General features: G+C 65.7%; 25 protein-coding genes and 1 pseudogene. 5 read left to right on the plus strand and 21 right to left on the minus strand.

Annotated elements, in window-relative coordinates; genetic code table 11:
* The first annotated feature begins 80 nt into the window (after positions 1 to 80).
* Together AB4120_RS11980 and wrbA are read left to right on the plus strand one after the other, a co-directional pair.
* The gene (locus AB4120_RS11980) at positions 81 to 1,031 is read left to right on the plus strand and encodes a ring-cleaving dioxygenase (protein ID WP_149138881.1); all 951 of its coding nucleotides are present in this window, start codon (positions 81 to 83) and stop codon (positions 1,029 to 1,031) included.
* A 26-nt stretch (positions 1,032 to 1,057) separates the two neighbouring features.
* Positions 1,058 to 1,684, plus strand: coding sequence for an NAD(P)H:quinone oxidoreductase (gene wrbA / locus AB4120_RS11985; protein WP_144198590.1), 627 nt, complete (start codon positions 1,058 to 1,060; stop codon positions 1,682 to 1,684).
* 100 nt (positions 1,685 to 1,784) lie between these two features.
* Here the strand turns inward: wrbA and AB4120_RS11990 are convergent, their stop codons facing one another.
* From AB4120_RS11990 to AB4120_RS12005, 4 genes are read right to left on the minus strand one after another with little or no spacing between them, the layout of a single operon-like run.
* Complete coding sequence (locus tag AB4120_RS11990) at positions 1,785 to 2,831, minus strand: glutathione S-transferase family protein (RefSeq protein WP_441642287.1); 1,047 nt, start codon at positions 2,829 to 2,831, stop codon at positions 1,785 to 1,787.
* Positions 2,828 to 3,730 (minus strand): tryptophan 2,3-dioxygenase, encoded by a 903-nt coding sequence (locus AB4120_RS11995; protein WP_441642308.1) that lies wholly within the window; start codon positions 3,728 to 3,730, stop codon positions 2,828 to 2,830. Before AB4120_RS11995 ends, AB4120_RS11990 begins: the two co-directional genes overlap by 4 nt.
* A 23-nt stretch (positions 3,731 to 3,753) precedes the next feature.
* Positions 3,754 to 5,169 carry an amidase gene (locus AB4120_RS12000; protein ID WP_149138880.1) on the minus strand — a complete coding sequence of 472 codons (1,416 nt, stop codon included), beginning with the start codon at positions 5,167 to 5,169 and terminating at the stop codon, positions 3,754 to 3,756.
* Positions 5,169 to 6,287 (minus strand): iron-containing alcohol dehydrogenase, encoded by a 1,119-nt coding sequence (locus tag AB4120_RS12005; RefSeq protein WP_149139388.1) that lies wholly within the window; start codon positions 6,285 to 6,287, stop codon positions 5,169 to 5,171. The genes AB4120_RS12000 and AB4120_RS12005 overlap by 1 nt, the downstream gene beginning before the upstream one ends.
* Before the next feature lie 402 nt (positions 6,288 to 6,689).
* Here AB4120_RS12005 and AB4120_RS12010 point away from each other — a divergent pair, with 402 nt between their 5' ends.
* Complete coding sequence (locus AB4120_RS12010; RefSeq protein ID WP_441642309.1) at positions 6,690 to 7,379, plus strand: nitroreductase; 690 nt, start codon at positions 6,690 to 6,692, stop codon at positions 7,377 to 7,379.
* A gap of 10 nt (positions 7,380 to 7,389) precedes the next feature.
* On the opposite strand, the gene AB4120_RS12015 is transcribed toward AB4120_RS12010, so the two are convergent.
* On the minus strand, positions 7,390 to 8,211 hold the full coding sequence (locus AB4120_RS12015) for a sulfite exporter TauE/SafE family protein (protein ID WP_149139386.1): 822 nt from the start codon (positions 8,209 to 8,211) through the stop codon (positions 7,390 to 7,392).
* Between the two features lie 122 nt (positions 8,212 to 8,333).
* Here AB4120_RS12015 and AB4120_RS12020 point away from each other — a divergent pair, with 122 nt between their 5' ends.
* A complete protein-coding gene (locus AB4120_RS12020; protein ID WP_149138879.1) occupies positions 8,334 to 9,104 on the plus strand; it encodes an AraC family transcriptional regulator in 771 nt (256 codons plus the stop codon).
* Here the strand turns inward: AB4120_RS12020 and AB4120_RS12025 are convergent.
* The 5 genes from AB4120_RS12025 to AB4120_RS12045 form a co-directional block, all read right to left on the minus strand.
* Positions 9,101 to 10,018 (minus strand): SMP-30/gluconolactonase/LRE family protein, encoded by a 918-nt coding sequence (locus AB4120_RS12025; RefSeq protein WP_149138878.1) that lies wholly within the window; start codon positions 10,016 to 10,018, stop codon positions 9,101 to 9,103. The genes AB4120_RS12020 and AB4120_RS12025 overlap by 4 nt on opposite strands.
* 42 nt (positions 10,019 to 10,060) lie before the next feature.
* The gene (locus AB4120_RS12030) at positions 10,061 to 10,975 is read right to left on the minus strand and encodes a Bug family tripartite tricarboxylate transporter substrate binding protein (RefSeq protein WP_441642288.1); all 915 of its coding nucleotides are present in this window, start codon (positions 10,973 to 10,975) and stop codon (positions 10,061 to 10,063) included.
* Positions 10,976 to 11,127: 152 nt separating this feature from the next.
* On the minus strand, positions 11,128 to 12,075 hold the full coding sequence (locus tag AB4120_RS12035) for an NAD(P)-dependent oxidoreductase (RefSeq protein ID WP_262389757.1): 948 nt from the start codon (positions 12,073 to 12,075) through the stop codon (positions 11,128 to 11,130).
* Positions 12,072 to 12,755, minus strand: coding sequence for an RraA family protein (locus AB4120_RS12040; RefSeq protein WP_441642289.1), 684 nt, complete (start codon positions 12,753 to 12,755; stop codon positions 12,072 to 12,074). Before AB4120_RS12040 ends, AB4120_RS12035 begins: the two co-directional genes overlap by 4 nt.
* Before the next feature lie 39 nt (positions 12,756 to 12,794).
* A complete protein-coding gene (locus tag AB4120_RS12045) occupies positions 12,795 to 13,772 on the minus strand; it encodes a Bug family tripartite tricarboxylate transporter substrate binding protein (RefSeq protein ID WP_441642290.1) in 978 nt (325 codons plus the stop codon).
* A gap of 96 nt (positions 13,773 to 13,868) precedes the next feature.
* Here AB4120_RS12045 and AB4120_RS12050 point away from each other — a divergent pair, with 96 nt between their 5' ends.
* Complete coding sequence (locus tag AB4120_RS12050; RefSeq protein WP_149138875.1) at positions 13,869 to 14,639, plus strand: IclR family transcriptional regulator; 771 nt, start codon at positions 13,869 to 13,871, stop codon at positions 14,637 to 14,639.
* Positions 14,640 to 14,646: 7 nt separating this feature from the next.
* Here the strand turns inward: AB4120_RS12050 and AB4120_RS12055 are convergent, their stop codons facing one another.
* From AB4120_RS12055 to AB4120_RS12105, 11 genes and pseudogenes are all read right to left on the minus strand, one after another.
* On the minus strand, positions 14,647 to 15,240 hold the full coding sequence (locus AB4120_RS12055) for a helix-turn-helix domain-containing protein (RefSeq protein WP_144198605.1): 594 nt from the start codon (positions 15,238 to 15,240) through the stop codon (positions 14,647 to 14,649).
* A gap of 52 nt (positions 15,241 to 15,292) precedes the next feature.
* Complete coding sequence (locus tag AB4120_RS12060) at positions 15,293 to 16,645, minus strand: M20 family metallo-hydrolase (RefSeq protein ID WP_149138874.1); 1,353 nt, start codon at positions 16,643 to 16,645, stop codon at positions 15,293 to 15,295.
* Positions 16,646 to 16,657: 12 nt separating this feature from the next.
* Positions 16,658 to 17,959 carry an amidase gene (locus AB4120_RS12065; RefSeq protein WP_441642310.1) on the minus strand — a complete coding sequence of 434 codons (1,302 nt, stop codon included), beginning with the start codon at positions 17,957 to 17,959 and terminating at the stop codon, positions 16,658 to 16,660.
* A gap of 34 nt (positions 17,960 to 17,993) precedes the next feature.
* Positions 17,994 to 18,707 carry an ABC transporter ATP-binding protein gene (locus AB4120_RS12070; protein WP_149138873.1) on the minus strand — a complete coding sequence of 238 codons (714 nt, stop codon included), beginning with the start codon at positions 18,705 to 18,707 and terminating at the stop codon, positions 17,994 to 17,996.
* Positions 18,704 to 19,486 carry an ABC transporter ATP-binding protein gene (locus AB4120_RS12075; protein ID WP_149138872.1) on the minus strand — a complete coding sequence of 261 codons (783 nt, stop codon included), beginning with the start codon at positions 19,484 to 19,486 and terminating at the stop codon, positions 18,704 to 18,706. The genes AB4120_RS12070 and AB4120_RS12075 overlap by 4 nt, the downstream gene beginning before the upstream one ends.
* Positions 19,483 to 20,691 (minus strand): branched-chain amino acid ABC transporter permease, encoded by a 1,209-nt coding sequence (locus tag AB4120_RS12080; RefSeq protein ID WP_187645226.1) that lies wholly within the window; start codon positions 20,689 to 20,691, stop codon positions 19,483 to 19,485. Before AB4120_RS12080 ends, AB4120_RS12075 begins: the two co-directional genes overlap by 4 nt.
* Positions 20,678 to 21,607: a branched-chain amino acid ABC transporter permease gene (locus AB4120_RS12085; protein WP_441642291.1), complete on the minus strand. Its 930-nt coding sequence runs from the start codon at positions 21,605 to 21,607 to the stop codon at positions 20,678 to 20,680. The genes AB4120_RS12080 and AB4120_RS12085 overlap by 14 nt, the downstream gene beginning before the upstream one ends.
* Positions 21,608 to 21,692: 85 nt before the next feature.
* On the minus strand, positions 21,693 to 22,868 hold the full coding sequence (locus tag AB4120_RS12090) for a branched-chain amino acid ABC transporter substrate-binding protein (protein ID WP_144198619.1): 1,176 nt from the start codon (positions 22,866 to 22,868) through the stop codon (positions 21,693 to 21,695).
* A gap of 388 nt (positions 22,869 to 23,256) precedes the next feature.
* The gene (locus AB4120_RS12095) at positions 23,257 to 24,246 is read right to left on the minus strand and encodes a Bug family tripartite tricarboxylate transporter substrate binding protein (RefSeq protein WP_149138871.1); all 990 of its coding nucleotides are present in this window, start codon (positions 24,244 to 24,246) and stop codon (positions 23,257 to 23,259) included.
* 35 nt (positions 24,247 to 24,281) lie between these two features.
* Positions 24,282 to 24,425: pseudogene (locus AB4120_RS12100) on the minus strand (short-chain dehydrogenase); the annotation flags it as partial.
* A 39-nt stretch (positions 24,426 to 24,464) separates the two neighbouring features.
* The gene (locus AB4120_RS12105) at positions 24,465 to 25,253 is read right to left on the minus strand and encodes an HpcH/HpaI aldolase family protein (protein WP_149138869.1); all 789 of its coding nucleotides are present in this window, start codon (positions 25,251 to 25,253) and stop codon (positions 24,465 to 24,467) included.
* Positions 25,254 to 25,366: the final 113 nt, after the last annotated feature.

The raw sequence follows: 25,366 nt of genomic DNA on the forward strand, positions 1-25,366 counted from the left end.
TCGATATTGAACGCTTAAGCTGTTGCACATGAGCGGCTTCGCGCTGTCTCGTGACCATCAATACTCAAGTGGAGAGGACAATGTCGATGATCAAGGGATTTCATCATCTGACCGCCGGCGTGAGACACGCGCAGGAGGATGTGGATTTTTACGTCAAGCTGCTGGGGCAAAGCCTCGTCAAGAAGACTGTTCTTCTGGACGGCGAGGACCCGATCTATCACCTCTACTACGGCAACGCCAACGGCGACCCGGGTACCCTGGTGACATCGTTCCCGTTCCGGCAGAAAGGGGTCACGGCGCGCCCCGGCTCGGGCCAGGTCCGGGTCATCAACTATTCGGTGCCGACTGGCTCGCTCGATTTCTGGCGCGCCCGCTTCGACGCGATGGGCATTGCCTACGACAGCGCCATCACCGCACGCTTTGACGAGCGGCGCCAGCGTTTCCATCACCCTTGCGGCATCGAGTTCGACCTGGTCGAAACCGATCTCGATAAGCGTCCGGCCTGCGTAGCCAGCGATATTCCCGAAGCGTTCGCGATTCGCGGCGTGCACAGCATCACGCTGTCGCTGCGCGAGGTGGCCGAATCGATCCGTTTCATGAGCGAAGCGATCGGCTTCCGCCAGGTTGGCCAGTCCGGGCCGTACTACCGCTTCGAGACGCACACCGGCGGCCCCGGCATGGTCGTCGAGTTCCTGCATGAACCGGATCGCCACCAGGGTTCCTCGGTCTATGGCGAAGGCACGATCCACCACGTGGCGTTTGCCGTCGACACCATGGACCAGCAGATGGCCCTCAAGGAAAAGTTCATGGCGCTGGGCTACATCGACACCTCGGAGTCGGTGAACCGCAACTACTTCCGCTCCATGTATTTCAAGATGCCGGGCGGTGTGATGTTCGAGGCAGCCACCACCGATATCGGCTTCGCGATCGACGAGGAACCCGGCCACTTCGGCGAGGAATTCCAGCTGCCGCCCTGGCTGGCCGACCGCAAGGACGAGTTGCTTGGCCGACTCGAACCCATTTCCGTTTGACCGACTTCACCCTGTCTGGACCTGACATGCAGAAACCCAAAGTACTGATCGCCTTCTATTCCCGCAACAGCTCCACCGAACTGCTGGCCAAGGCCGTGGCAGCCGGCGCCATCGAGGCCGGCGCGGAAGTCCGCCTGCGCCGCGCGCGCGAGGTGGTCGGCCCCGACGTGATGCGCCAGGCGCCGGGCTGGCTCGAGAACGCCACCGCAATGAACGACCGCTACGAAGCGCCGACCGAGGCCGACGCCGAGTGGGCCGACGCCATCGTGTTCGGCACCCCAACGCGTTTCGGCTCGATCTCGACGGAACTCAAGGCCTATATCGACAGCCTCGGCGGCCTGTGGTTCCAGGGCAAGCTGAACGGCAAGGTCGGCTCTGTGTTCGGATCGACGTCGTCGCGTCACGGTGGCAATGAATCGACGCTGCTCTCGATCTACACGCCGATGGCGCACCTGGGCCTGATCATCGTGCCGCTGGGCTACGCCGACGCCGTGATGTTCAAGGCCGGCACGCCGTACGGCGCGACCCATGTCTCGCACCTCGACGCCAACAAGCCCGACGAAGACCACCTGGCCGTGGCTCGCTTCCAGGGCCGTCGCGTGACCAGCGTGGCGCGCTCGCTGCGTTGTGCGCAGGAACCCGTGGCCGCTTGATGTCAAAAAAGGGCGGGGACTTGCGGTCCCCGCCCTTCTCTGCCCTCCGCCCTTCTCAATACCCTCCGCCTGTTTCCTTCCCGCTTCCAACGCTGCAACCCTAAGCCGCCACGGCCTCACCGCAGCTCGCCACCGCTTCCATGTACAACGACGGCGGCATCGCGCCGAGCGTAGCCTGGATGGCTTCCTTGCACAGCGACGGCCGCCTGGCGAGCAGATCCACATAGCGCGAGACGTTCGGCAGATCCTCCCACAGCAACCCCAGCCCGAGGTATGCCATCCGCACCAGGTTGACGCCCCACAGCACATCGCCCAGCGTGAACGGGCCGCCCTTGAGATAGGTTTCCGACGACATGGACAGCGCCCGTTCGAGGTCTTCCAGCAGGCTTGCCACGTGAAGGCGCGCAGCCCGCTGGAACGCCGCGTCGTGGCGGACTGACTTGCCACCGCGCTCCTTGGCGATCTTGGCGCGATAAGCGGCTACCAGCGCGGCATCGTCCGCATTGGCGGCAATCATCGCTTCGAGCGCCATGATCTTGTAGTCGTAGACCCGTTCCATGCCGGCCTTGAGTGCATCGGGCCGCGCATCGGCATCGGGATGAAAGCCATAGAGCAGCGTGCCGTTCGGGATCCTGTCGACGATATCGACCTGACGCAAGACCGCCGCGCGCGCCACTGCGTCCTCCGGCACCAGTTTTACCGGGTCATGGGACACCGCGTCCAGGTAGCAGCAGATCCGCTTCGAATCGGCGATTACCCGCCCGGCCTCGTAGTCCACCAGCAGCGGCACCACGCACGGATCGAAGCCTTCGGTCTCGACCGAGGTACGCCCGCTGTAACCGCTGACAAATGCCCTGTCCCCCTCCTGCCCGGCGATCAGGCGCAGGCGGACATAGGGCGGATGGTAGTGCTCGGCCGGGATGACGCCCTCCGGCCCCATCGAGCCCAGGATCATCATGTCGTTCGAGCGGTACGACAGGCGCTTCTCGGCCAGCACCGTGCGCACTTTCTGCGAGCACAGCGAACTCGCCGCATGAAAGAGCTCGAAGCGCGGCGTCGCATCACCCCCAACGATAGTGATCCGCGCGGGATCGGCAATGGCGGCACGGGCACCGGCCGCCAGACTCGTCAATGTCGTATGGTTCATTGCTGTGCGCCCCCTTGCTTGTGCATGTGCGGGCATGCCGCCGGCGGGTCACCGATAAAGCCACGCGCCGACCAGAGTTCCGGAAACGGGATCTCCGCCATGGTCGGCACCAGCCAGGCAACGCCCTCGGTGCCGAAGTAGGCCGGGCGGGCGCCGAACGTGCGGCGCGTGGCCATCAGATGCAAATGCTTCCAGGCAGAGAAACCCTCGGCGACATCGGCCAGCGTCTCGCCGAGACGCTGGAGTTCGATGTGCTGGTGCGGGTCGGCATACACATCGCGCCAGGCCTTCTCGACGTCCTTGCTGGGCGTATAGGGTTGGCTGAAGTCGCGCTGGAACACGGCTGCCGGCACCGGGAAGCCGTGGCGGTCCAGGTAGCCGAGCACATCGTCGTAGACGCTCGGCTGGTGCAACGTCGTGTTGAGCTGGTCCCAGCGCGCGGGTTGCGGCTCGAAATGCTGCAGGTGCTCCACCTGCTTGATACCGAGCAGGTAGACCATCTGCCGGTAGGTCCAGCCCTGGAGCGCGGTGTCCTTGCCGAACGTCGCCACCGCGCGCGACAGGATCGCCAGCAGGTCGGTAGGCGTCATCCACGCCAGCGAGCGCCACGTGGCGTTGAGCGGCTCGTGATGGGCGACCACGCGCTGCAATGTCTTGATGGCCTGCGTCAGATCATTGGCCCGTAACTGCGCCTGGGCGATCCGCAGCTCCTTGATGATCAGCATCCAGTAAAGCTCGGACACCTGCACCGACGTGATCCATGCATGCTCGCCGGGATGATCGCTGACCGGGTGTTGCAGCGAGTGCAGCACGTCGGTGCGCATCCACGCGCTGTAGGGCGTCTGCCCGGGGGAAGCGCTGGCCGGGGCGGCGCGCTCTGGCTTGACGGAGTCGTCCATCATTGTCTCCTGGTTGTGAGGGGTTAAATCTCGTGGGCCGTACCTGCCCGCAGCAGCAGTTCCATCTGCTGCGCGATCTGCAGCAGCGCGCCGTCGTCGCCCGGTTTGGCCACGACCTGCAATGCCGCAGGAAGACTGCAATCGCCGGCCGGCAATGGAATCGAGATGGCGGGAAACCCGGCGATGTTGAACGGCGCGGTGTAGGTCATCAGCGCTTCGCGGACCGTGCCGGACCAGGCGCCGATCTCCACGGTGGCGGCACCGAGATGGGGGGCCACGCACGGGCAGGTCGGCAGCACGAGGTAGTCGACCGTCGACATCGCCTCGCGCAGCCTGGCCGTGAACTGCCGCCGGGTCTGCTGGGCCGCCGCGTAGCCGCGCAGGTCCATCGTCTCCGCGCGCCGCAATCGGTCCACGGTCTCGGGGTTGTAGTGCGTGGCGATGCGGTCGCGGTCGTTGCGCCGGAAGTGCTCGATACCGCCTTCGATCAGCACGATGTTCGCGAAGGCATCGAATACGCCGTCGAACAGGCCGGACGTGTCGACGTTTACGCAGGCGAAGACCCGCCCCAGTCGTTCGATCGCGCGCTCGAATGCCGCGGCGACCGCCGGGCTCGCCGGTACCGGCGCGATCTCCGGGATCACGCCGACGCGTGCGGACAGCCACGCATCGCTTTCGGGCACCTCGATGTGAAGGGCATCGGCCAGCAACAACACATCGTCGACCTGCGCCCCAAGCAGCCCGACGTGGTCGCACGATGGCGCCAGCGGAAACACGCCGCGCGTGGAGAACGTATCGAACGTCGGCTTGTAGCCGACCACGCCGCACAGCGCGGCGGGAATGCGCACGGAGCCGCCGGTATCGGTGCCCACGCCGGCCATGACCGCGCCATAGGCAATTGCCGCCGCGGCGCCGCCGCTGGAGCCGCCGGGGATACGCGTGCGGTCGAGCGGGTTCAGCGTATCGCCAAACCTGGCGCTGGCGGTGGTCACACCCCACGCGAACTCATGGGTCGTGGTCTTGCCGACGAGGATCGCGCCACGCTCCGTCAGCGCCTTCACGATGTCCGCGTCGGCGGCGGGCAGGTTCCCGAGGTAGGCCGCCGAACCGTAGCGGGTCTCCATGCCCTTGGTGTCGATCAGGTCCTTGATCGCGATGGGCAGCCCTTCCAGCGGCCGCTGCCGATTCTCGGCGTAGCGACGGTCACTCTCCGCCGCCGCCTTGAGCGCGCGGTCCCAGTCGATGGTCGAGAACGCATTGACGGATCGCTTGCAGGCTTCCGCCTCGTGGAGCGCCTGCTCCGCCAGCGCCGTCGCGGATATCTGCCGCGTCGCCAGGGCGTCGAGCGACTTGCGCAGGCCGGCTGGTTGCGTGGCCGCGCGGGCCGACTGCAGCAGATCACGGTGATGGAGGTCGGGATGAAGGTCGGGATGGGTCATCACCACATGCTCTCCAGCAGTGCGTCGAGCTTCTGTCCTGCGTGGTCGCCCAGGTCACCGACCTCGGCGGGATAGTTCTGCTTCAGCAGCGCCGCCACCTCGGACAGCTTCGCGCGGTCGAAATCCAAGGCGGCGAGCCGGCTCGGCAGGGCCAGGGCGTGCACGACATCCGCAATGCGGTTGGCCAGTGAAGTGGCGGCGGTTGCTTGCCCCGTGCCAGAAGCGAAGATGCCGAACTTGTCGCCATAGGCATCGGCGCAGGCGCGAATGACGGGCGCCAGCGTGATGCACGAGGTCATGCTGTGCGGCAGCCCGAACGTGCCGCCCAGGATGTGCCCAATGCGATGGCTCAGTCCGTAGATGACCGACGCGGGATAGAAGTAGCACTGCCAGGCGCCAAGCTGGAGCTGCAGCAGGTCGTCGGCCGAGACCAGGCCGCGCGCGATGGCCTCCCGTGTCTCAAGCTGCGGCGGCCACTTCTCCAGCACGGCGAGGAAGCGCTCAACGCCCCGCGCGGCCAGGATCGCGTGCGGATGATCCACGCCAACCCTGCGCATCCCTTCCACGGCGTGATCGATACCCTTGATGGCCGAGCTCAGCAACAGTGCGCGGGGGGTATCGATGACCAGGCGCGGATCGATGGCAACGATCTTGGGTGCCGTTTCACGCACGGCGTAGCTGCGCTTGAATTTCTGCGGACCGTCCGTCTCCGTCACACCGAAGTAGTGGGAGAATTCGGAGCCGGACAAGGTGGTTGGGAAGGCCGCGATGGGCAGGTAGCGCCCGGTCTGCTTGAAGTGCTCGTAGGAGACCGCCTTCGCTGCGTCGAGCACCGAGCCCCCGCCCAGCGCGACGATGGACCCCGCGTCACGCGTGAGGCACGCTTGCAGGCCATCGCGCACGGCGAAGTCCGGCACATGCGGTGGCAGGTCGATAAAGGACCCCACGCCATCCCGGATACCCGGCTTCAGGATGTCACGATGCAATGATTCGAGGAACCCGACCGTGAAGGTGATCGGGCGGCGGATGCCGCGGTCTCCCAGCGACGCGGCAACCTCCTCCAGGATGTCGTGTCCCCAGACAATCTCTTCTTGCGGCAGGCATTTCAACTGGTTCATCCACTCGCTCCAACGTGTGTCGCATGCAATCGATGCATGGATCTCGAGTGACAAGATAGGCGATCCGGATTCCGCCGTGCGCGCGGCTTTCAGGAACATTGCGTCCATGAATATGGACGCCGGAATGCACGCGTTGCCGCGCGCTTGCCAGCGGTGCATTGCGGCCATGCAGCGGTGCAGGCGGCATGTTTTTCGTCCCGCTTACACAGGTAAACCCTCGGAGTTCGGCACCGTCTTCACGCATGGCGCGCCGGTGCGGTGCATCGTTCAACGTTCTCGGACGAAGCATGCAAAGATCGCCATCTTTTCAGCGTCCACCACGCGGCTATGATTTTTTCACCGCGACCCCACATGGAGAACAGAGCGATGGAAATGGTATTGGAGGCTGAGATGGAGACGGAGATGAGCACGGCGGCGACCCGGTTCACCGAGACACTGATTCGCGGACGCCGCAGCAAGCGTGCGTTCCTCGACCGGCCGGTGCCGCTCCGGACGGTGCGGGATATCCTCTCGGTGGCGAAGTACGCGCCGAGTTCAAGCAACACGCAGCCCTGGAAATGCTATGTGCTGACCGGCAACGCCCGCGAGCGCATTACCACCGCCGCGGTCGACGCCTATCGCGCCGGCCCGGACACGCTGGCCCACGAGTATCCGTTTTTTCCCAAGGATCTGCCGGCGCCGTATTCGTCGCGTTTCAATATGTTCCGCGGCATGCTCGGCGACGCGCAGGGCGTGGCCCGGAGCGATATTGCCGGACGCCGGCGCGACGTGGAACGCCAGTTCCGCTTCTTCGACGCGCCGGTCGGGCTGATCTTCACGATGGACCGCTGCCTGGAATGGGCCAGTTTCCTCTGCTACGGCTGCTTCCTCCAGAACGTCATGCTGGCCGCGCGCGCGGAAGGACTGGATACCTGCCCACAGCAGATCTGGTCGCTGCAATCCGATGTGCTCCGCAAGGGCCTCGGTATTCCCGACTGCGAGATGGTGGTGGCCGGCATGTCACTGGGTTACGCGGACAACAGCGTGCCCGAGAACAACATGGCGATTCAGCGGCTTGAACTCGACGCTTTTGTCTCGTTCGTCGACAACTGAGGCTGGCAGGTCACGCCAGGCTGCCGCCCGCCACCATCGTCACCAGCACCAGGGCGAGCAGCGCGATATACGTGACGGCGTGGACGCGGTCGGGGATGCGGCCGATCCACCGCGCCGCCAGCCGGATCCCCGCCCAGGAACCGGCCGCCAGCACGACGAACGCCAGCAGATCGACATAGCCGGCGTGACCGGGGCCGAAGGTCGCGCCGTGCTGCCAGGCCAGCGCGACGTAGGTGGCGGTGGCCGTCACCGCCATCGGCAATGACAGCGGGTTGGCCATTGCCGTCGCCTGCGTCATGGTGGCCCCGCGCCGGCGCATCAGCGGCACGGTCATCACGCTACCGCCCACCCCCAGGAAGGCGGCAATCGCCCCGATACCGACGCCGATGGCGGCCGTGGCGGCTGCCGTCATCGGCCGCGCGGTGCCCGGGCCGGCACGCATGAATCCGGGGCGCAGCGTGCTGTCCAGGATCGTCGTGGCCAGATAGGCGACGAACGCCCACCGCACCCAATCGCTGCTGAGCGAGCTCGCGGCGGCGGCACCAACAACGGCGCCGACGGCAATATAGGCGCCCATCGCCCGGATGCGCGGCCAGTCCACATTGCCGGCGCGATGATGGCGCCACGTGGCCATGGACGCGCCAAAGATCATCACGCACGACGACGTGGCCACGGCGATCTGCATCGCCGCCTGCGCCACAGCGCTGCCGGCCGCGTGCGTCATCGTCAGGATCGTATAAAGCAGCGGTACCACGACAAAGCCACCGCCAAACCCGAACAGCACCGTCGTCACGCCGGCAAGACCGCCGCAGATCAGGAGTACCGCGTACATCGACATCGTCAACCCTCGTTGCCCATCGAACGAATCCTGACGATACGGCGGATGCCGCTGGCAAACTTGCGATGTTTGGACAATAATCTTCGAGATTCTGCCAACGTTTCCGCAGCGCCCACATGCTCAATGTTCCGCTCGACAGCGTCGATGCCAGCCCGTGTGCCGCGCTGGCCATCGGCACCGATTACAGCTTCGGCACGCTGCTCGATACACACAGCCACCGCCGCGCCCAGTTCCTGTATGGCATGACGGGATTGATGGAGGTGGGCACCGAAGAAGGTGCATGGGTGGTGCCGCCTTATACGGGCGTGTGGATTCCTGCGGGGAAGCCGCATCGGGTCCGCATGAATGGTGTCAGTACGCGCAGCGTCTACGTGCTGCCGGAATCGGCGCCGCGCAGCAGTCCGGGCTGCGAGGTGCTGGTGGTCAGCCCCTTACTGCATGCCTTACTGCTGGCTTCGTCAGACGTGCCCGCGCACTACGCGGCGGACAGCCGCGAAGGGGCACTGATGCAGCTGATCCTTTTCGAATTGAATCGCGCGCCGACCTTGCCACTGTTTGCCCCCATGCCGCGCGACCCGGCGCTAGCCAAGCTCTGCGCGGCACTGCTGGCGCACCCGGATATCCGCGCATCCGCCGACGACTGGGCGCGGCAACTGCATTGCAGCCCGCGCACGTTTGCGCGCCTGTTCCAACAGCAAACCGGGATGTCATTCGGTGCGTGGCGCCAGCAGGCGTGCCTGTTGGCAGCGCTGTCCCGCCTGTCGGCCGGCACGCCCGTCACGGAGGTGGCGCTCGATCTCGGCTACGACAGCCCTAGCGCGTTCTCGACGATGTTCCGCAAGGCGCTGGGCGCGCCGCCCTCCTCGTTCCTGCAAGCGAAGCGCTAGGCAGCCCGGTGGGCGGGCACGCCAGCCACATCCATCTCGACACAAAGAATCTCGCCGGCGGTGGAGTCGGTGATGTAGAGCGTCTTGCCCGCCGGGCCGCCGAAGGCCACATTGGTCAGCGAGTGGCCCGGGGTGCCACAAATCACCTCGACAGGTTCCGCCCGGTGATTCAGCACCCATATGTAAGCGAGCCCCGGATTGGCCACCAACAGGCGGCCGGACTGGTCCATTGCCAGCCCGTCAGGTCCGCTGGGGCCATAGGACGTGAAAAACTGCCCCGCCTTGGAAACGCTCCCGTCCGCCAGCAGCGGCATCCGCCACACGCAGTTCCCCCGCGTCACGGCAACGAACAGGAAGCGCTCATCCGGAGACAGGACGATGCCATTCGGACTCGGCACGTTGGACAGCAGCAGATCCAGCCGGCCTTCGCGCGTCAGCCGGTAGACCCGGCCGGTAGGGTCGTGCAGGCCGGTCTGGCCCTGGTCCGTGAAGTACACGTTGCCATGCGAATCGAGCGTCAGGTCATTCACGCCCTTGAAGCTTTCGGTGTTGCGGCGCCTGAGGTAAGGCCGGACCTCGCCCGTGCGCGTCTCGACCACCATCAGCCCATTGCGGTAATCCGTGACCAGCAGCGCGTCCGGACCGATGAACTTCATGCCATTGGGCTCGCCGTCCCACTCGGCGATCACGTCCCACTCTCCCCCGTTGTCGATCCGGAAGATGCGGCCGTTGGGAATATCCGTCACATACAGGTTGCCTGCATCGTCGACGACCGGGCCTTCGAGAAACGAGTCGATCGCCCGCCCCCCCTGGTTGGCATCGGACCATTCGGTCTGACGGCGTTTGCGATAGCGCTCCGGCAGGCTGCTGAACAGCGCTGCCTGGCGGATCGTTGGCGGGGTGAGGAGGAACATGTCGATTACCTGAAGTGGGTTGCGCAGCGCGCCGATGCCCGGTCACTGCTTCTCGAAGCCGGTCGCACTGGCGACCTTACCCCAGTATGCCGTGCGCGCCCCCATCTCCTTGCGGAAGGCCCCGGCGTCCCAATAGCCGGCATCGGCCCCGATGTTCTCGGCGTAGGTGCGCATCTCCGGCGTCGCCATGGCCGTGGCGACTTCCTTCTGGAGGCGGGCGAGAACATCGGCCGGCGTACCCTTCGGCGCCCAGAGACCGGTGAAGTTCGTCACGCCATAGCCGCGCACGCCCGCCTCGGCGAACGTGGGAACACCGGCCAACGCCGGCAGGCGCTTGTCGCCGCTCACGGCGAGCACGCGCAGCTTGTTGCCTTGCACTTGCCCGATCACACCGGAGATGGAAGCCATCTGGAAGTCCACCGTTCCGCCTAACAGCGCCACGGTGGCCTCGCCGGCGCCCTTGAACGGCACATGCATGAAGTGCGCACCGGTCGCCAGCCCCAGCGCCTCGCTGGCGAAATGGGGCGTGGACCCCGGCCCACCCGATCCATAGGAGATCTTGCTGTCGGCGCCTTTCGCGGCGGCAATCAGGTCGTTCAGTGTCTTGAACCTGCTGTCCGCCTTGACGACGACGCCCATCGGCGCGAATACATAGGCGCAAACCGGCTGCAAGTCTTGTGCGTAGTCGAATGGCAGCTTCTTGAAGATGTGGGGCAGCAGCGCGTAGGTGGTGTCGTTGGCCAGCAGCGTGTAGCCATCCGGCGCCGATCGCGCCACCTGGACCGCGCCGATCGTGCCCGTCGCCCCGGCCTTGTTCTCGACGAAGACGCTTTGGCCGGTCTGTTCGGTGAGGCGCTGGGCCATCTTGCGCGTGACCGCGTCCACGGCGCCGCCGGGCGGATACGGCACGACGATCTTGACCGGCTTGGACGGCCAGGTCTCGGCATGTGCGCCCATCGGAAGGACGGCAAGCGCCGCCAGTACCAGTTGCGGCAGCCATCCGGCGCCGCGTTGTTACGTGGTCATGTGTGTCTCCAACTGCTGATTCTTTTGATCGCCCCGCTCCGGGCGGGGTCGCCATGCGTGTTGCGGACGGAAGTGGCCGTCCGCTATCCCTTCATCAGTGCCGGCTCCCCCTCGCGGTTGAGCACCCCCAGCGCGTTCTTCGCCGCCGCCACGCCCATATTCACGTAGGCCGCACTCGTCACACCGCCGATGTGCGGCGTCAGGATCATGCCCGGTTGCCCGTGGAAGATATGCGGCGCGGTCATCGGTTCGGCGGCGAAGCTATCGAGCCCGGCTGCAGCCACCTGCCCCGACCGGACCGCCGCCAGCAAGGCCGGCTCGTCGATGAGCCCGCCACGTGCGGTATTGACGAGGATCACACCACGCTTGCAGCGCGCGAGCACGCCGGCATCCAGCAACTTGCGATTGTCGTCCGTCAGCGGGCAATGCAGCGAGATCACGTCGGACTCGGCCCAGATCGCGTCGATCCCAACCGGCTGCACGTAGTCCGGCAGGTTCCTGGCGTATGGATCGAAGCCGATGACGCGCATGTCCATGGCGTCGCACATCCTGGCGAAGCGCAGCCCGATGGTGCCCAGCCCGACCAGTCCCACCGTGCGCCCGGCCAGCTCCACGCTCTTGTGGGTAGCCTTGTCCCAGTGCCCGCCGTGCATGCGCGCATCGAGCGGCACGATCGACTTGGCGCACGCCAGCATCAGTGCCAGCGCATGCTCCGCCACGGCTGCGGCATTGACGCCCACCGCCGCCAGCACTTCCACGCCCCGCGCCGCCGCGGCGGCCTTGTCGATGGTATCCGTACCGCTGCCATGCTTGGCAATCACCCGCAGCGACGGGGCGGCATCCATGACTTCGGCCGTCACGCTACCGTAGCGGACGATGATGGCAACCGGGTCGTGCCGCTGCGCGAGGGCGATGAGGTCAGCCGCTTGCGGGGTCTTGCCGGCAAAGATGATCGCGTAGTCATGGAGGATCGCTAGGGCTTCGGGCGCCAGGTCCGCGCCCGTCACGATGATGGCGGGCCGGCTCGTCACAGCGTTTCTCCCTGCTTGAGCACGCCTGCGGTCACCAGCGAGGCCAGCAGCCATGGCGCCGTCGTGTTGCCTTCCTGGATCTGCGCGATCCGCTTGGCTTCAGCCGCTTCCTTGTGTTCAGCGGCGGCGAGCAAAGACTCGATCTTGTCCCGTTCGACCACCACGACGCCATCGGCGTCGCCGCAGACGTAGTCCCCCGGGTACACCGTCACGCCACCAACGCAGACCGGGTGACCGATGCGACCGCCGACTTCCTTGGTCGGGCCGTTCGGGTTGGTGCCCACGGAGAAGACAGGAAACTGCATTGCCTCCAGTTCGATGCTGTCGCGCACGGCGCCGTCGATGACCACGCCGGCCAGGCCGCGCTGGCGTGCCGCGTTCATCATGATGGTGCCCATCAGCGCGGAAGTCTGGTCGCCCTTGCCATCGATGACGAGGACGTCGCCCGGCTGGGCCAGCGCCAGCGCGGCGTGGATCATCAGGTTGTCGCCCGGGCGCACCTCGACCGTGAAGGCCGGACCGGCCAGCTTCATGCTCGGCCGCAGGGCCTTGATGCGGCCATGCAGCGCGCCACGGCGGCCCGCCACATCGGCGAGGATCGCCGGCTGGAATTTCGCGGCCTTGGCCACGACGGCGGCCGACACGCGTTCAAACGATGGGTTGATATTGGGCAGGCTCATGGCTTGGCTCCGGTATGCAAGGGGGAATGGTGGGAAGGACTAGTCCAGCTTGGTGCCGGATGCCTTGATGATCGAAGCCCAGCGCGCGATGTCCTGCCGGACCTGCGTGCCGAACGCTTCCGGCGAGCCGCCCAGGACCAGCGCACCCTGGTCGTTCAGCTTTCTCGCGAGGTCGGGCGACTGGAGCGCCTTGTTGAACTCGGCATTCAGCCGCGTGACGACGTCCTTCGGCGTGGCGGTGGGCGCGACGAAGCCGAACCAGGTGGAGGCTTCGAAACCGGGATAGCCGGACTCGGCGATGGTGGGCACCTGGGGCAGATCGTCCACGCGCTTCGCCGAGGTAACCGCCAGCGGACGCAGCTTGCCGCTCTTGATATGGGCCAGCAGGGTCGGCACCGAGGAGAGATACAGGTCGACCTGCCCGCCGATCAGGTCGTTCACCGCCTGGGCGGCACCCTTGTACGGCACGTGGATCAGCTTGATGCCGGCCGTCTTCTGCAGCAACTCGCCCGAAAGATGGGCGACCGTGCCATTGCCGGGCGAGGCGATATTGAGCGCGCCCGGCTTTGCCTTGCTGGCCTGTACGACATCGGCCAGGGTCTTGTACGGCGAGCTGATGGGCGTTACCAGAACGAGCGGCGCGCTGGCCACGAGGCTGATCGGCGTCAGGTCCTTGACCGGGTCATAGGGCAGATGGCTGAACAGCGTGGGGTTGATGGCCAGGTTGCTGGTCTGCCCCAGCACGATGGTGTAGCCATCGGCGGGGGCCTTGGCTGCGGCGTCCACGCCCAGGTTGCCGCCCGAGCCCGGCTTGTTGTCCACCACGAAAGTCCAGCCCGTCGACATGGCCACCTTGTTGGTCACCTCCCGCGCAATGATGTCGGTGCCCCCGCCTGCCGGGAACGGCACGATGACGCGAATGGGCTTGGACGGATAGACGGGTGCGGCGCCCGCCACGTGGGCAGCGCCGAGCAGGGTGACGGCAAGGGTGAACATGCAGCGGCGAATCGCGCTCATGACAGTCTCCGGATCTCGTTGTGTTGTGAGACGGATTGTTGTCGAACGTTTCACGCCATACAATGGCGTTTCATACAACGCAACGCGTTTCGTGCCATGAACCCAAAGAAGGATGAGATCAGCGCTTCCGGCAGCGAGGAGGCCGGAAGCGGCGTCATCGCGGTCACGCGTGCCCTGCGCGTGCTGGAAGCCTTCGGGGTCAACGATCCGCAGCTGTCCCTGGCGGAGCTGAGCCGCCGGACGGGCATCCACAAGACCACCGTGCTGCGGCTGGCGCGCACGCTGGCGGCGGACAACTACCTGGTGCAGAAGGAGGACGGGAGCTGGCGGCTTGGGCGTGCTGCCGGCTGGCTGGGCGCGTGCTACCAGGCGACCTTCAATGTCCAGGACGTGGTGGAGCCGGTCCTGCGCGAGTTGACCATCAAGACCGGGGAAAGCGCGTCTTTCTATGTGCGCGAAGGGCGACAGCGGACCTGCCTGGTGCGCGTGGAAGGTCCGCAGGCGATCCGGCACCACGTGCGGATTGGGGCGGCCTTGCCGCTCGACAGTGGATCGCCCGGCCGGGTAATCCTCGCCTTCTCAGGGGAGCCCGGGGAGCTTTACGAAACAATCCGGCGCCGCGGTTTCCATTTATCGCTAGGGGAGCGCGAAGCGGAGGTATCGAGCGTCTCGGCGCCCGTATTCGGCCTGCACTGGCGGCTACTCGGATCCATGTGTATCTCGGGGCCGACCGCGCGCCTGGGGGAAGAGCGGCTACTGGAACTCGCGCAAACCGTCGTTGACGCGGCGAACAAGCTTTCCTATGCCATGGCGGGCAGCCAGCGGCCAGCCATGCAGGTGGAAAAACCGACGACATGGCATCCGTGATGGCCCACTAGAACGTCGCCGGAGAATTCACCCAAAGCACCTTGGCCACAACGTCGCCGACGTTGCGGTAGCCGTGCGGCACCTGGCTCGAGAACGTGAACGCATCGCCCGGGCCGATCAGGTAGACATCGTCCCCGAGCATCAGCTCAAGCTTGCCTTCCAGCACGTAGCCGACTTCCTCGCCCTGATGCTCGATCTGGCCGTCACTGGCTTCGCCGGGCCAGACGATGTGGATGTTGGCCTGCAGCAGACCGCCGCGCTTGGGCAACACCACCCGTTCGAGCGCCACGCCCCCCACGCGGATGACGGGCCGCTCGCCATGACGGAGGATCGGGGACTGATGCGCATCATCCTCGCTGGTGAGCGCGCCGATGTTGGTGTCGAGCGCCACCGCCAGCCGGTGGAGCGTGGTGAATGACGGCGTAGCCAGGCCGCGCTCGACCTTTGAAATCAGGCTTTCGGAGCAACCCGCCTTGTTCGCCAGTTGCAACAGGGTATAGCCGGCCACCAGTCGCGCGTGGCGCAACTTGACGCCAAGCGTCAGGGTGGCCGACTTGCTGTCGACCGGCTCTTGCGGGATCGGGCTCGCGGTCTTTGCCATGCGGGCTTTTTGATTGGGATTCAAAGGGGCGGCCACGCTGCGCCGGAGTCTGTCACGGCCGGCGGCAGGCCAGTTCGGCGACAGTGTACGCCAGCGCCTGCGCGCCCAGGAACAGGTCCGTGGCGTCGGTCTCCTCCGCGGCGTTGTGGCTGATGCCGTCCTTGCTCGGCACGAAGATCATCGCGGTCGGGCAATGATCGGCCAGGTACATGGCATCGTGAAAGGCGCCGGACGTGAGCCGCATGGGTGGCGCACGGCCCGCAAGCTGGCTGGCCCGCGCGCAGGCGCGCTGGATGGATGCCAGCATCGCTTCGGGAAAATACGTCGGGCCTCGATGGAAGAAGCGCGTGACCGCCACGTCAGAGGCCGGGGCATGACGCGTGCAGGCCAGCCGCAGCGCTGCCTCGGCGCGATCGAGGGCGGCATCGTCCAGGCAGCGCATGTCCACGGTGAAGGTCACCTTGCCCGGGATGGTGTTGACCGAATTCGGTACCACCGCCCATTGGCCAAGCGTCAGGCGCAGCTCCGGCGCGCCCGTTGCCCCCGTTGACCCCGGTTCGCGCGGCGCCAGCGCATAGAGGTCCTGCGCGATGGCGACGGCCACGGCCATCGCATCGCGCCGCACGGCCATCGGCGTGGTGCCGGCGTGTGCCATGGTGCCCGCGCACTCCACGCGGAACCAGCGCACCGCCTGGATGCCGGTGACGACCCCAAGCGGCACGGCGGCGGCCTCCAGCACGGGGCCTTGCTCGATATGGAGTTCCACGCAGGCGGACATCGGTCGCGCCATCGGCACGCGCTCCACGTCAGGACTGGCGGCCAGCGCCGCGTCCAGGGCATCGCCAAATCGAACGCCAGCCTGATCGGCGGCATCGCGATAGCCGGCCAGCCGCGCCGGATCGACAAAGGCGCTGGAGCCCATCGCGCCGGGCCCGAAGCGGCTGCCCTCCTCGTTGGTCCAGGACACCACCTCGATGGGTCGCACCGTTTCAATGCCCGCTGCGTTGAGCGCCGCAATCACTTCGAGGCCCGCCAGTACGCCATACGCACCATCGTACTTGCCACCTACCGGCTGGGTATCGGCATGACTCCCGGTCAGCACGGGAGGCAGGTCCTCGCGCCCGGCCCGCCGGAAGAACAGGTTGCCGCAATCGTCAATGCTGACCTGGCAGCCCAGTGCGCGCGCCTGATCCACAAGATGGCGGCGCGCCGACAGGTCGATCGCCGTCAGCGTTTCGCGGGACACGCCGCCGTCGTCACGACCGCCAAACTGCGCCAGGGCGGCGAGCGATGCCGCCAGGCGACTGGCGTCGACATGATCCTGTGCCCGTTCCGCGACGGCCTGTACGGCGCTGTCCACGATGCCCTCGGTATCCTTGGCCGGCTGATGCAAGCGATTCAACATGTTCTCCTGATGTCAGGCTGGCAGAGCCAGCGCCTGATGCAAACGATGCGCCACGGCCAGCACGCGCGCATCGGTGTGGCGCGGTGCGGTCACGGTGACGCCCACGGGCATGCCGCTGGCACCTGTTCCGGTCGGCACATGGACGCACGGCGTACCGAGCAGCGTCCACATGCGGCAGAAAATCGGGTCGCCGGTGGCGGCCAGCCCCTCGGGTGCTTCGCCTTCGGCGCTGGGTGCCAGGACCACATCGAATCCATCCAGCGACACTGCCAACGACGTCCGTGCGGCTTCCGCGTGCGCAAGCGCCGCGCGGAAGCGCTCGCCCGACACCGCGCGCCCGGCTTCGAGCTGCCGGGCAAACGCCGCGCTGAATTCCGCTGCCCGGTCACGCGCTTCCGGTGCGAACGCGGCGACGGCCTCGAAGGCCATGATGTCCATCTGGGCTTCGGTGAGGCCATGGCAGGCCACGGGCAACCCGACATCCTCTACCGTTGCGCCGAGCCCCCGCAATGCCCGTGCAGCCGTCTCCAGCGCGGTACGCGCGTCCGCACTGGCGCGGTCCCAGAGTGGCGTGCGGACAATGCCGACGCGCAACGGCGTGGGTGCCTGGGCACAGGCTTCCGCAATCGAGACATCGCGTGCCAGCGTGCCGATAAACAACGCCGCATCATCCACGCGCCGGGCCAACACACCGACCGTATCCAGGCTGGGCGACAACGGCTTGATGCCGGCCAGCGGCAACGTGGCGTGCGTGGGCTTATAGCCAATCACACCGCAGTAGGCGGCAGGACGAATGATCGAGCCGGCAGTCTGGGTACCAAATGCCAGCGGCACCATGCCGGCTGCCACGGCGGCGGCGGAACCACTCGACGAGCCACCGGGCGTGCGGGGGGCCTCCACAGGTGCGCGCGGATTTCGCGTGGGGCCCGGCTGGAATGTCGCGAACTCCGTGGTAACGGTCTTGCCCACCACCACCGCGCCGGCACTGCGCGCCAGCGCCACGGCGGCGGCATCCAGAACCGGGCGATGCGTTGCGTAGATCGGCGATCCGTATGTCGTCGGCAGATCCGCCGTATCCATCAGATCCTTGACGCCAAGCGGGACGCCATGCAGCGCGGCCGAGGCGGTGCCGGCATCCAGGCAACGCGCCTGCGCGATGGCGGCTTCAGCCCCAACGTGCTGCCACGCATGGATGGCGTCGTCCTGCACCCGGATGCGCTCGAGTGCAGCGCGCACCACGGTTTCCGCGCGCAGTTCGCGGCGGGACATGCGCGCTACCAGCTCACGCACGGGAAGATCGAGATATTGGTCCACGGCATCAGTCTCCAGAATCGATCCGCCAGCACACTCAGCCAAAGTACGCGGCGCGCACTTCGTCATTCTCACGCAACGCCTGCGCCGAGCCTTGCGCCACCACGCGACCCTGCGTCAGCACATAGCCCTGGTGGGCAATCGCCAGCGTCTGGCGCGCGTTCTGTTCAACCAGCAGCACGGTCATGCCAAGCTCATTGATCTGCTGGATGACCTTGAAGTTTTCCTTCACGTACAGCGGCGACAACCCAAGCGACGGCTCGTCGATGACCAGCAGCCGCGGCTGCGCCATCAATCCGCGGCCGATCGACACCATGGCCTGCTCACCGCCCGACATGGTGCCGGCCAGTTGCCCCGACCGCTCGCGCAGGCGCGGGAATATCTCGTAGACGCGCGCGATGCGCTCCCGCACCTTGGCCGGATCGGCCTCCAGAAAGGCGCCCAGTGCCAGGTTCTCGGCAACGGTCATGCGGGGAAATACCTTGCGGCCCTCCGGTATGCAGGAAATGCCGCGCGCGATGATGTTGTGCGTCTTCTCCGCAGCGATATCCACGCCATCCCACAGGATGCGGCCCTGGCGTGCGGGCGTCAGGCCCAGGATCGCACGAATCAGTGTGCTCTTGCCCGCGCCATTGGCACCGAGGATGCAGGTGATCTTGCCCGGCGGCACTTCGATGGAGACGTCATGCAGCACGTTGACCTTGTCATAGCCCGTGCTCAGGCCCTCCACGCGCAACGTGTTATCGCTCATGCGGCTTCCTCCCCGAGATAGGCCGTCTGCACGTCGGGATCGGCGGTGATCTCGGCATACGTGCCTTCGGCGATCTTCTTGCCGTAGTTCAGCACAACGCACCGTTCGGTGATGCGCTCGATCACGTTCATTTCGTGCTCGATGAGCACGACGGACAAGTCTTTCAACTGGCTTCGCACCTGGAGGATGTCGTCCATCAGCTCATGGGTCTCGTCATGGGTCATGCCGGCCGATGGTTCGTCCAGCAGCAGCAGCCGTGGCCGGCTCATCAACGCGCGGCACACCTCGATCCGGCGACGATCGATCATCGTGAACGACTCCACGGGCTCGAATAGCCGATTCACCAGCGGTGGGCTGAAGATGCCCAGCAGTTCGCGCACCGATTCCACATAGCGCTCATATTCGGCCCGGAATGCCTGGCGGCGAAACAGGTTGAACACCAGCCCGTGCTGCATGTGCTGGTAGTCGCCGATCACGATGTTGTCGAATACGGTGAGCGGCAGCGACAGGCGCGAGCGCTGGAAGGTCCGCGCCACGCCGCTGCGATAGATGTCCTGCGGCGTCTTGCCGATGACGTTCTCGCCGTTGTACGTGATGGTGCCCGCGCTGGCCTTGTAGAGCCCCGTGAGCACGTTGAAGAACGTGGTCTTGCCGGAGCCATTCGGCCCCAGCAGGCCCAGCACTTCCCCGCGGCGGATGTCGAGCTGGAGATTGTCCAGCGCGGTCAGGCCGCCGAACCGCATCGTGAGGTTGCGTACCTCGATCATCGCGTCGCTCATTTGGCGTCCTGGGTCGGGAAGAACAGACGGATCTTGCGCGGCAGCAGCCCATCGGGGCGGAACAGCAGGATGGCGATGACCAGCGCCGCGTAGAACAGGAAGCGGTATTCCTGGATGAACTGCAGTTTCTCCGGCAGCACCAGCACGATGATGGCGGCCGGGATCAGGCCAACCACATTGCCCAGACCGCCCAGGATGACGATCGACAGCATCAGCAGCGAGTCGGCGAACGTGAAATTGTTCGGTGCCACGAACGCCGTCACCATGCCGTAGACGCTGCCTGCAACGCCGGCGAAGAAGTTGCCGAGCATGAAGGCGATGACCTTCCAACGCGCGATATGGAGGCCGAACGTCGCGGCGGCGGTTTCATCCGTACGCACCACGTCCATGGCCAGCCCTACCCACGAGCGCTCCAGTGCCTTGACCACGGCAAAGGTGCCCGCGCAAATCGCCAGGCTCAGCAGAGCGTAGCTGGCGTAGAACGACACGTCGACGCCGAACAGCGTCAAGCCTTCATTGAACTGGAAGCCGAACAGCGTCATGCCGGGAACCTGCAGGCCCTGCGGGCCGCCCAGCACATCGTTGACCTCTAGAAACGTCTTGAACAGGATGCCGAACGCAATGGTTACCAGCGCTGCATAGTGGCCACGCGTGCGCAACACCGGCGCGATCAGCAGCGAGCCGATCACGGCTGCCGCAATGCCGGACAGCACGATTACGAGGATCGTAGGGATGGGCGTATGCGCGGCCAGCACCGCCGTGGCATAGGCGCCAATGCCGAAGAACGCCGCGCCGGCAAAGTTGGACACGCCGGAGAAGCCAAACTGCACCGTCAGGCCCAGGCAGGCGGTGGTGTACAGCAGCACCGCGCACAGCATCAGCAAGACAAAATGGCTTTCGTGGAACAGCACGATCAGCGCGAGCGTGCCCGCGACCGCCCACAGCCGCGACAGCCCGGGCCGCCGGGCGGCCGCCTGCTCCACGGCCCGCGTGACCTTGAACCTGCCTGCGATGACCGTCGCTGCGACGGCCAACGCCAGCAGCGCGGCCACGGCGACCTGCGATTCCGCGTGCAGGAACAGATAGAGATAGGCCACGATGACGATGGCCGCGCTGCCCAGCACCAGGGCCGGACTGCGCTGCTTGCCGCCCGCGACAACGGCGGCCGGTGGCAGTGGATTCGAGACGTTGTCAGACACGTTCACTGGCTTTCTCCGCAATCAGTCCGGTCGGTTTGAAGGCCATCAGCACGATGACCACGGCGAACGCAAAGACATCCTTGTAGGCGCTGGGGATATCGGGCACCAGCGCCGGCAGCGTCGCACTGCCCAGCACCTGTAGCGCGGCAAACAGGAAGCCACCGAGGATGGCGCCGTACAGGTTGCCCAGTCCGCCCAGAATGGCGGCCGCGAAGCCGATCACACCGAGGAGCAGACCGACGTTGAAATTGATCTCGTTGTAATAGAGGCCGTTCATCACGCCGGCCAGCGCGGCCATGGCCGAGCCCAGCGCAAAGGTGACCAGCACCACCACTTCGAAGTTGATGCCCATCAGGCGCGCCGTCTCGCCGTCCTGTGCCACGGCGCGGATGGCCATGCCAAAACGCGTGCGCGTGATCAACAGATGGACGCCGATGATGATGGCGACACCCGCGGCCAGCAGGATCAGGTTGTCGGCCCGGAGCGTCAACGCGCCCAACGACAGCTCCGTGGTGGGCAGCAGCGCAGGAAACGGCTTTGGGTTCGACCCATCCGGGTAGAACAGGCGCACGGCTTCACGCAGCACCGTACCCAGCATCAGGGTCGCCAGCAGGGTGTTCAGCGGCGGCGCCTTGCGCAAAGGCAGGATCAGGAAGCGGGCAATCACGGCGCCCAGCAGACCGGTCACGATGATCGCGCACACCACGATGGCCAGCAATTGCAGCCATGGCGAATCCACGTGCAGTGCCACCACGCCGGCCGATGCGGCGAGCCCGGCGAATGCCCCCACCATCAGCACATCGCCGTGAGAAAACTTGATGACGTCCAGCACGCCAAAGAACAGCGTGAAGCCGACCGCCACCATGGCGTAGATCATGCCGAGCATCAGCCCGTTGAAGACGTACTGTCCCAATACACTCATCGGTATCCCCAGAATGGCCTGAATAGACCGTCCAGCAGCGCCAGGCCGGGTCCGCAGACGGCGCGGCCCGGCACCGGCACCACGCTTACAGTCCAGCCAGCTTCTTCTTGCCCTTGGCGTAGGCGCTGTCTTCCCAGATCACCCACTTGCCGTCCTCGACGACGTACTTGGTAATCAGCGGCACCACGTTCTGGCCGTGATCATCGAAAGTCACCTTGCCGATGATGGTCTCGACATCCTTCGTACCGTTCAGCACGTCACGGACTTTCTTGCGGTCCGGACCGACCTTCTCGACGGCGTCCATGATCAGGTTGGCGGCGGCAAAGGCGAAGGGGCCATAGGCCTCAGGCGGTTCGCCATACTTCTGCTGCGTATAGCGTTCCATGAAGAACTGGCCACCCGCCAGCTTCTCCACCGGCGCCCCTTCGATAAAGGCCAGCGAGCCTTCAGACAGGGGCTTGCCCACGCCTTCGATGTAGGCATCGGACTTGATACCCGACGTGCCTTCGAACTGGGCCTTGATGCCCAGCTTCTCCATCTGGGTGCGGATACGGACGCCAAGCGGCGTGAGGCCACCGAAATAGACCACGTCCGGCTTCAGCTCGCGGATCTTGGTCAGTTCGGTCGTGAAATCCTGCTGGTCGGCCGTTACGCCGAAGGTGCCGACGATAGTGCCGCCATCCTTCTTCAGGTATTCGCTGAAGTATTTGTTGTGGCCCTTGCCGTAGTCGGTGGTGTCATGGATGATCGCCCACTTCTTGTAGCCCAGGCCGGTCATGAACTTGGCCGCCACTTCACTCTGGTTGATCATCGTGCCGTTGACGCGATGAATCTCCTTGAAGTTGTTGCCATACGTGACCTCGGGGAGCACCGCGCCCCAGACCACGGCCGGCATGCCGAAGCGGTTGTAGACCCCCACGGTGCCCATGGCCACGGCCGAGCAGAAGTGCGTCACGCCGCCGACGATCGATTTGTCCGCGGCAATCTTGGTGGCCACCTGCACGCCCACGTTGGGCCGGCATTCGTCATCCTGGACGACCAGCTCGTAGGTGTATTTGGCCTTGGGATCGGCATTGCGCAGACGTACGGCCAGGTCAGCGGAGTTGCGCCCACCCAGGCCAATCGACGACACACCGCCGGTCAGCGGGCCCACAAAGGCGATCTTGACGACGTCCTTTGCCTGCGCCGGCGCGGACATCAGCACCACGCCCGTGGCAGCGGCGGCAATCGCGGCGGCGGCCGCAGTTTTCTTCTTCAGCACTCTGTTCCCCTATATAGACATGTCCAACGGGCGGCAGGCCCGGCGCCTGACCGAACGGATGCGAGGCGCCGACCATACGCCGGAACACATTGAGGAAAGTCCTCTGCACCAAATTCAAGTCACTTGAATGCCATGCAACAGACGTGCCAAGGAGCAACGAGCAATAACCCGTAGGACTTTTGGGGGGAATGAGAGGGGAGATGCCGCGCGACGGCGCCAGAGCAGGGGCCGTGCGGGGCATTTCGGTGCATGACTTGCTTTTTCGGTGCATGGGCGGGGGGAGCCCGTCACGCATCAATGGATGTCCGCCGACGCTCGGTCGGCGTATCGACACTGCGCAGAGCCTTGAAATACTCGGGCGTAACGAAGGAAGCAGGTGCCGTCTCGCTCATTCCGGCACCACCCCGGCCGCCTGGATGATCTTGCCCCACTTGGCGACTTCCGCCCGCTGGAACGCGGCGAACGCGGCTGCCGGCTTACCCTCAGGCTCCACGCCAAGCGCGCGCAAGCGCTGTTGCACGGCGGGCGTCGCGACGACGGCCGCAATCTCGGTGGCGAGCCGGTCGACAATCGGCTTGGGTGTGCCCGCTGGCGCGAAAATGCCCTGCCAGGACTGCATCTCGAAACCCTTCAGACCCTGCTCCGCCAGCGGCCGAACGCCGGGCAGGCTCGGCAGCGGGTGCGCCGACGTCACGCCGATCGCGCGCACGCGCTTGCCGTCGAGCATGGGCTTGGCGGCGGCAACCGTCTCGAACACCATGTCGATCTGGCCGCCGATCAGGTCCGTCATCGCCGCGGCCCCGCCCTTGTAGGAGATCTGCTGCAGGCGTGTACCCGTCGCGCTCTGAAACAACTGGCCCGACAGCTGCTGCGAGCTGCCCGGCCCCGCCGTGCCGAACGTCAGCGCGCCGGGCTTGACCTTCAAGGCAGCGACGATCTGGTCGACTGACTGGTACTGGCTCTCGTTCGACACCACCAGCACGTTGCTGACCGTACCCACAAGGTTCACCGCCACGAAGTCCTTGACCGGGTCATAGCCAAGCTTCTTGTAGAAGAACGGGTTGACGGCGTGCGTGGTAATGGTGCCGCCCATGATGGTGTAGCCGTCGGGCTCGGCACGGGACACGAATTGCGTGCCCAGGATGCCCGATACGCCGGGCTTGTTGTCGATGACGACCGGCTGCCCCAAGCGCTGCGACAGGCCTTCGGCAACAATGCGGGCGGTGGCATCCGACACCCCGCCCGGCGAGAACGGCACCACGTACTTGATCGGCTTGCTCGGCCAGGTATCGGCCCGCACGCCCGGCGCGGCCATGACAAGCGAGAGCCCGCCGATTGCCAGGGCAGCGCGCAACGCGCAGCGATTCACGAATCTCATGTTTTTGTCTCCAGTTTTTATAGGAATGCCCCGCTTCAACAGAGCGAGCGCCCACCATCGACAGGAATCACCACGCCAGTTGTAAAAGGCATGGCACTTGTCGCAGCCAACACCGTGGTGGCGACTTCTTCCGGCCGCGCCAGGCGTCCGAGTGGCGTAAGCCGAGCCTGCATTTCCCGCCACGCCGGGCCCTGGCCCTGGCCCGGTGCCGGGCCGAGCTAGTAGCGCAGCGTCGGCGCAGGCATGTCGTGGGGCTGCGCCGCCTGCCGGAAAGCCTGCGTGATCAACGTGGTGGCAACCGTGGCGAAGTAGCGCGCGCCGAACTGGCCGTAGCGCTGCTCGTCCTCGGCGCCCAGCGCGATGATGCCCGCGCACTTGCCCTGGCCATCGACGGCACGCAGCGCTTGCTCGATGGCCGCAGCCACGGCTGGCGCTTTCCAGTCGTTGCCATAGCCCATGGCGTGTGACAGGTCGTTGGGGCCAACAAATACCGCGTCGATCCCGTCAACTGCCGCAATTTCCGCCGCGTTGGCCACCCCTTCGGGGGTCTCGATCATGGCGATCAATGCCACACCCTCGTTGCTGCGGTTGGTGTGCGGAACGCCGGGAAAGGCGCCATAGCCAGCCGCGCGACTGCTGAAGGCACTGCCGCGCCGGCCGATGGCGGGGTATCGGACGCGCTGTACAAGGTCGCGCGCCTCATCGGCAGTCTCGATCATTGGCACCTGGACGCCGCTGGCACCCATGTCCAGCACACGCGCGATATCGCCAAGAAAGCAGCGCACCACGGGAATGATCCCGCTGGCGCGCGCCGCACGCAGCATGTGCTCGGTCGTCTCGAAACCGGCCGCGCCATGCTCGTTGTCGATGATGACGAAGGCAAACCCCGCGTAGGCGCACATCTCGACGATGGCCGGGCTGGGCAATGCGGTAAAGATGCCGCGGAGGGGCGCGCCGCTGCGCAGCAGCGCAGGCAGGCGGTCGTCGATGGGGTGTTGGATGGTCATGTCTCGCGCTGTTGTTCTGGTCTCCCACCCTTGATGGCGGCTGGGTGAAGACATTCTGCGTACTCGCGAGTTATATTTCCAATATTACTTCTGTATCTGACTTATACAGCTCC

The organism is Cupriavidus sp. 2KB_3, assembly GCF_052115685.1.
Taxonomy (GTDB): domain Bacteria; phylum Pseudomonadota; class Gammaproteobacteria; order Burkholderiales; family Burkholderiaceae; genus Cupriavidus; species Cupriavidus campinensis.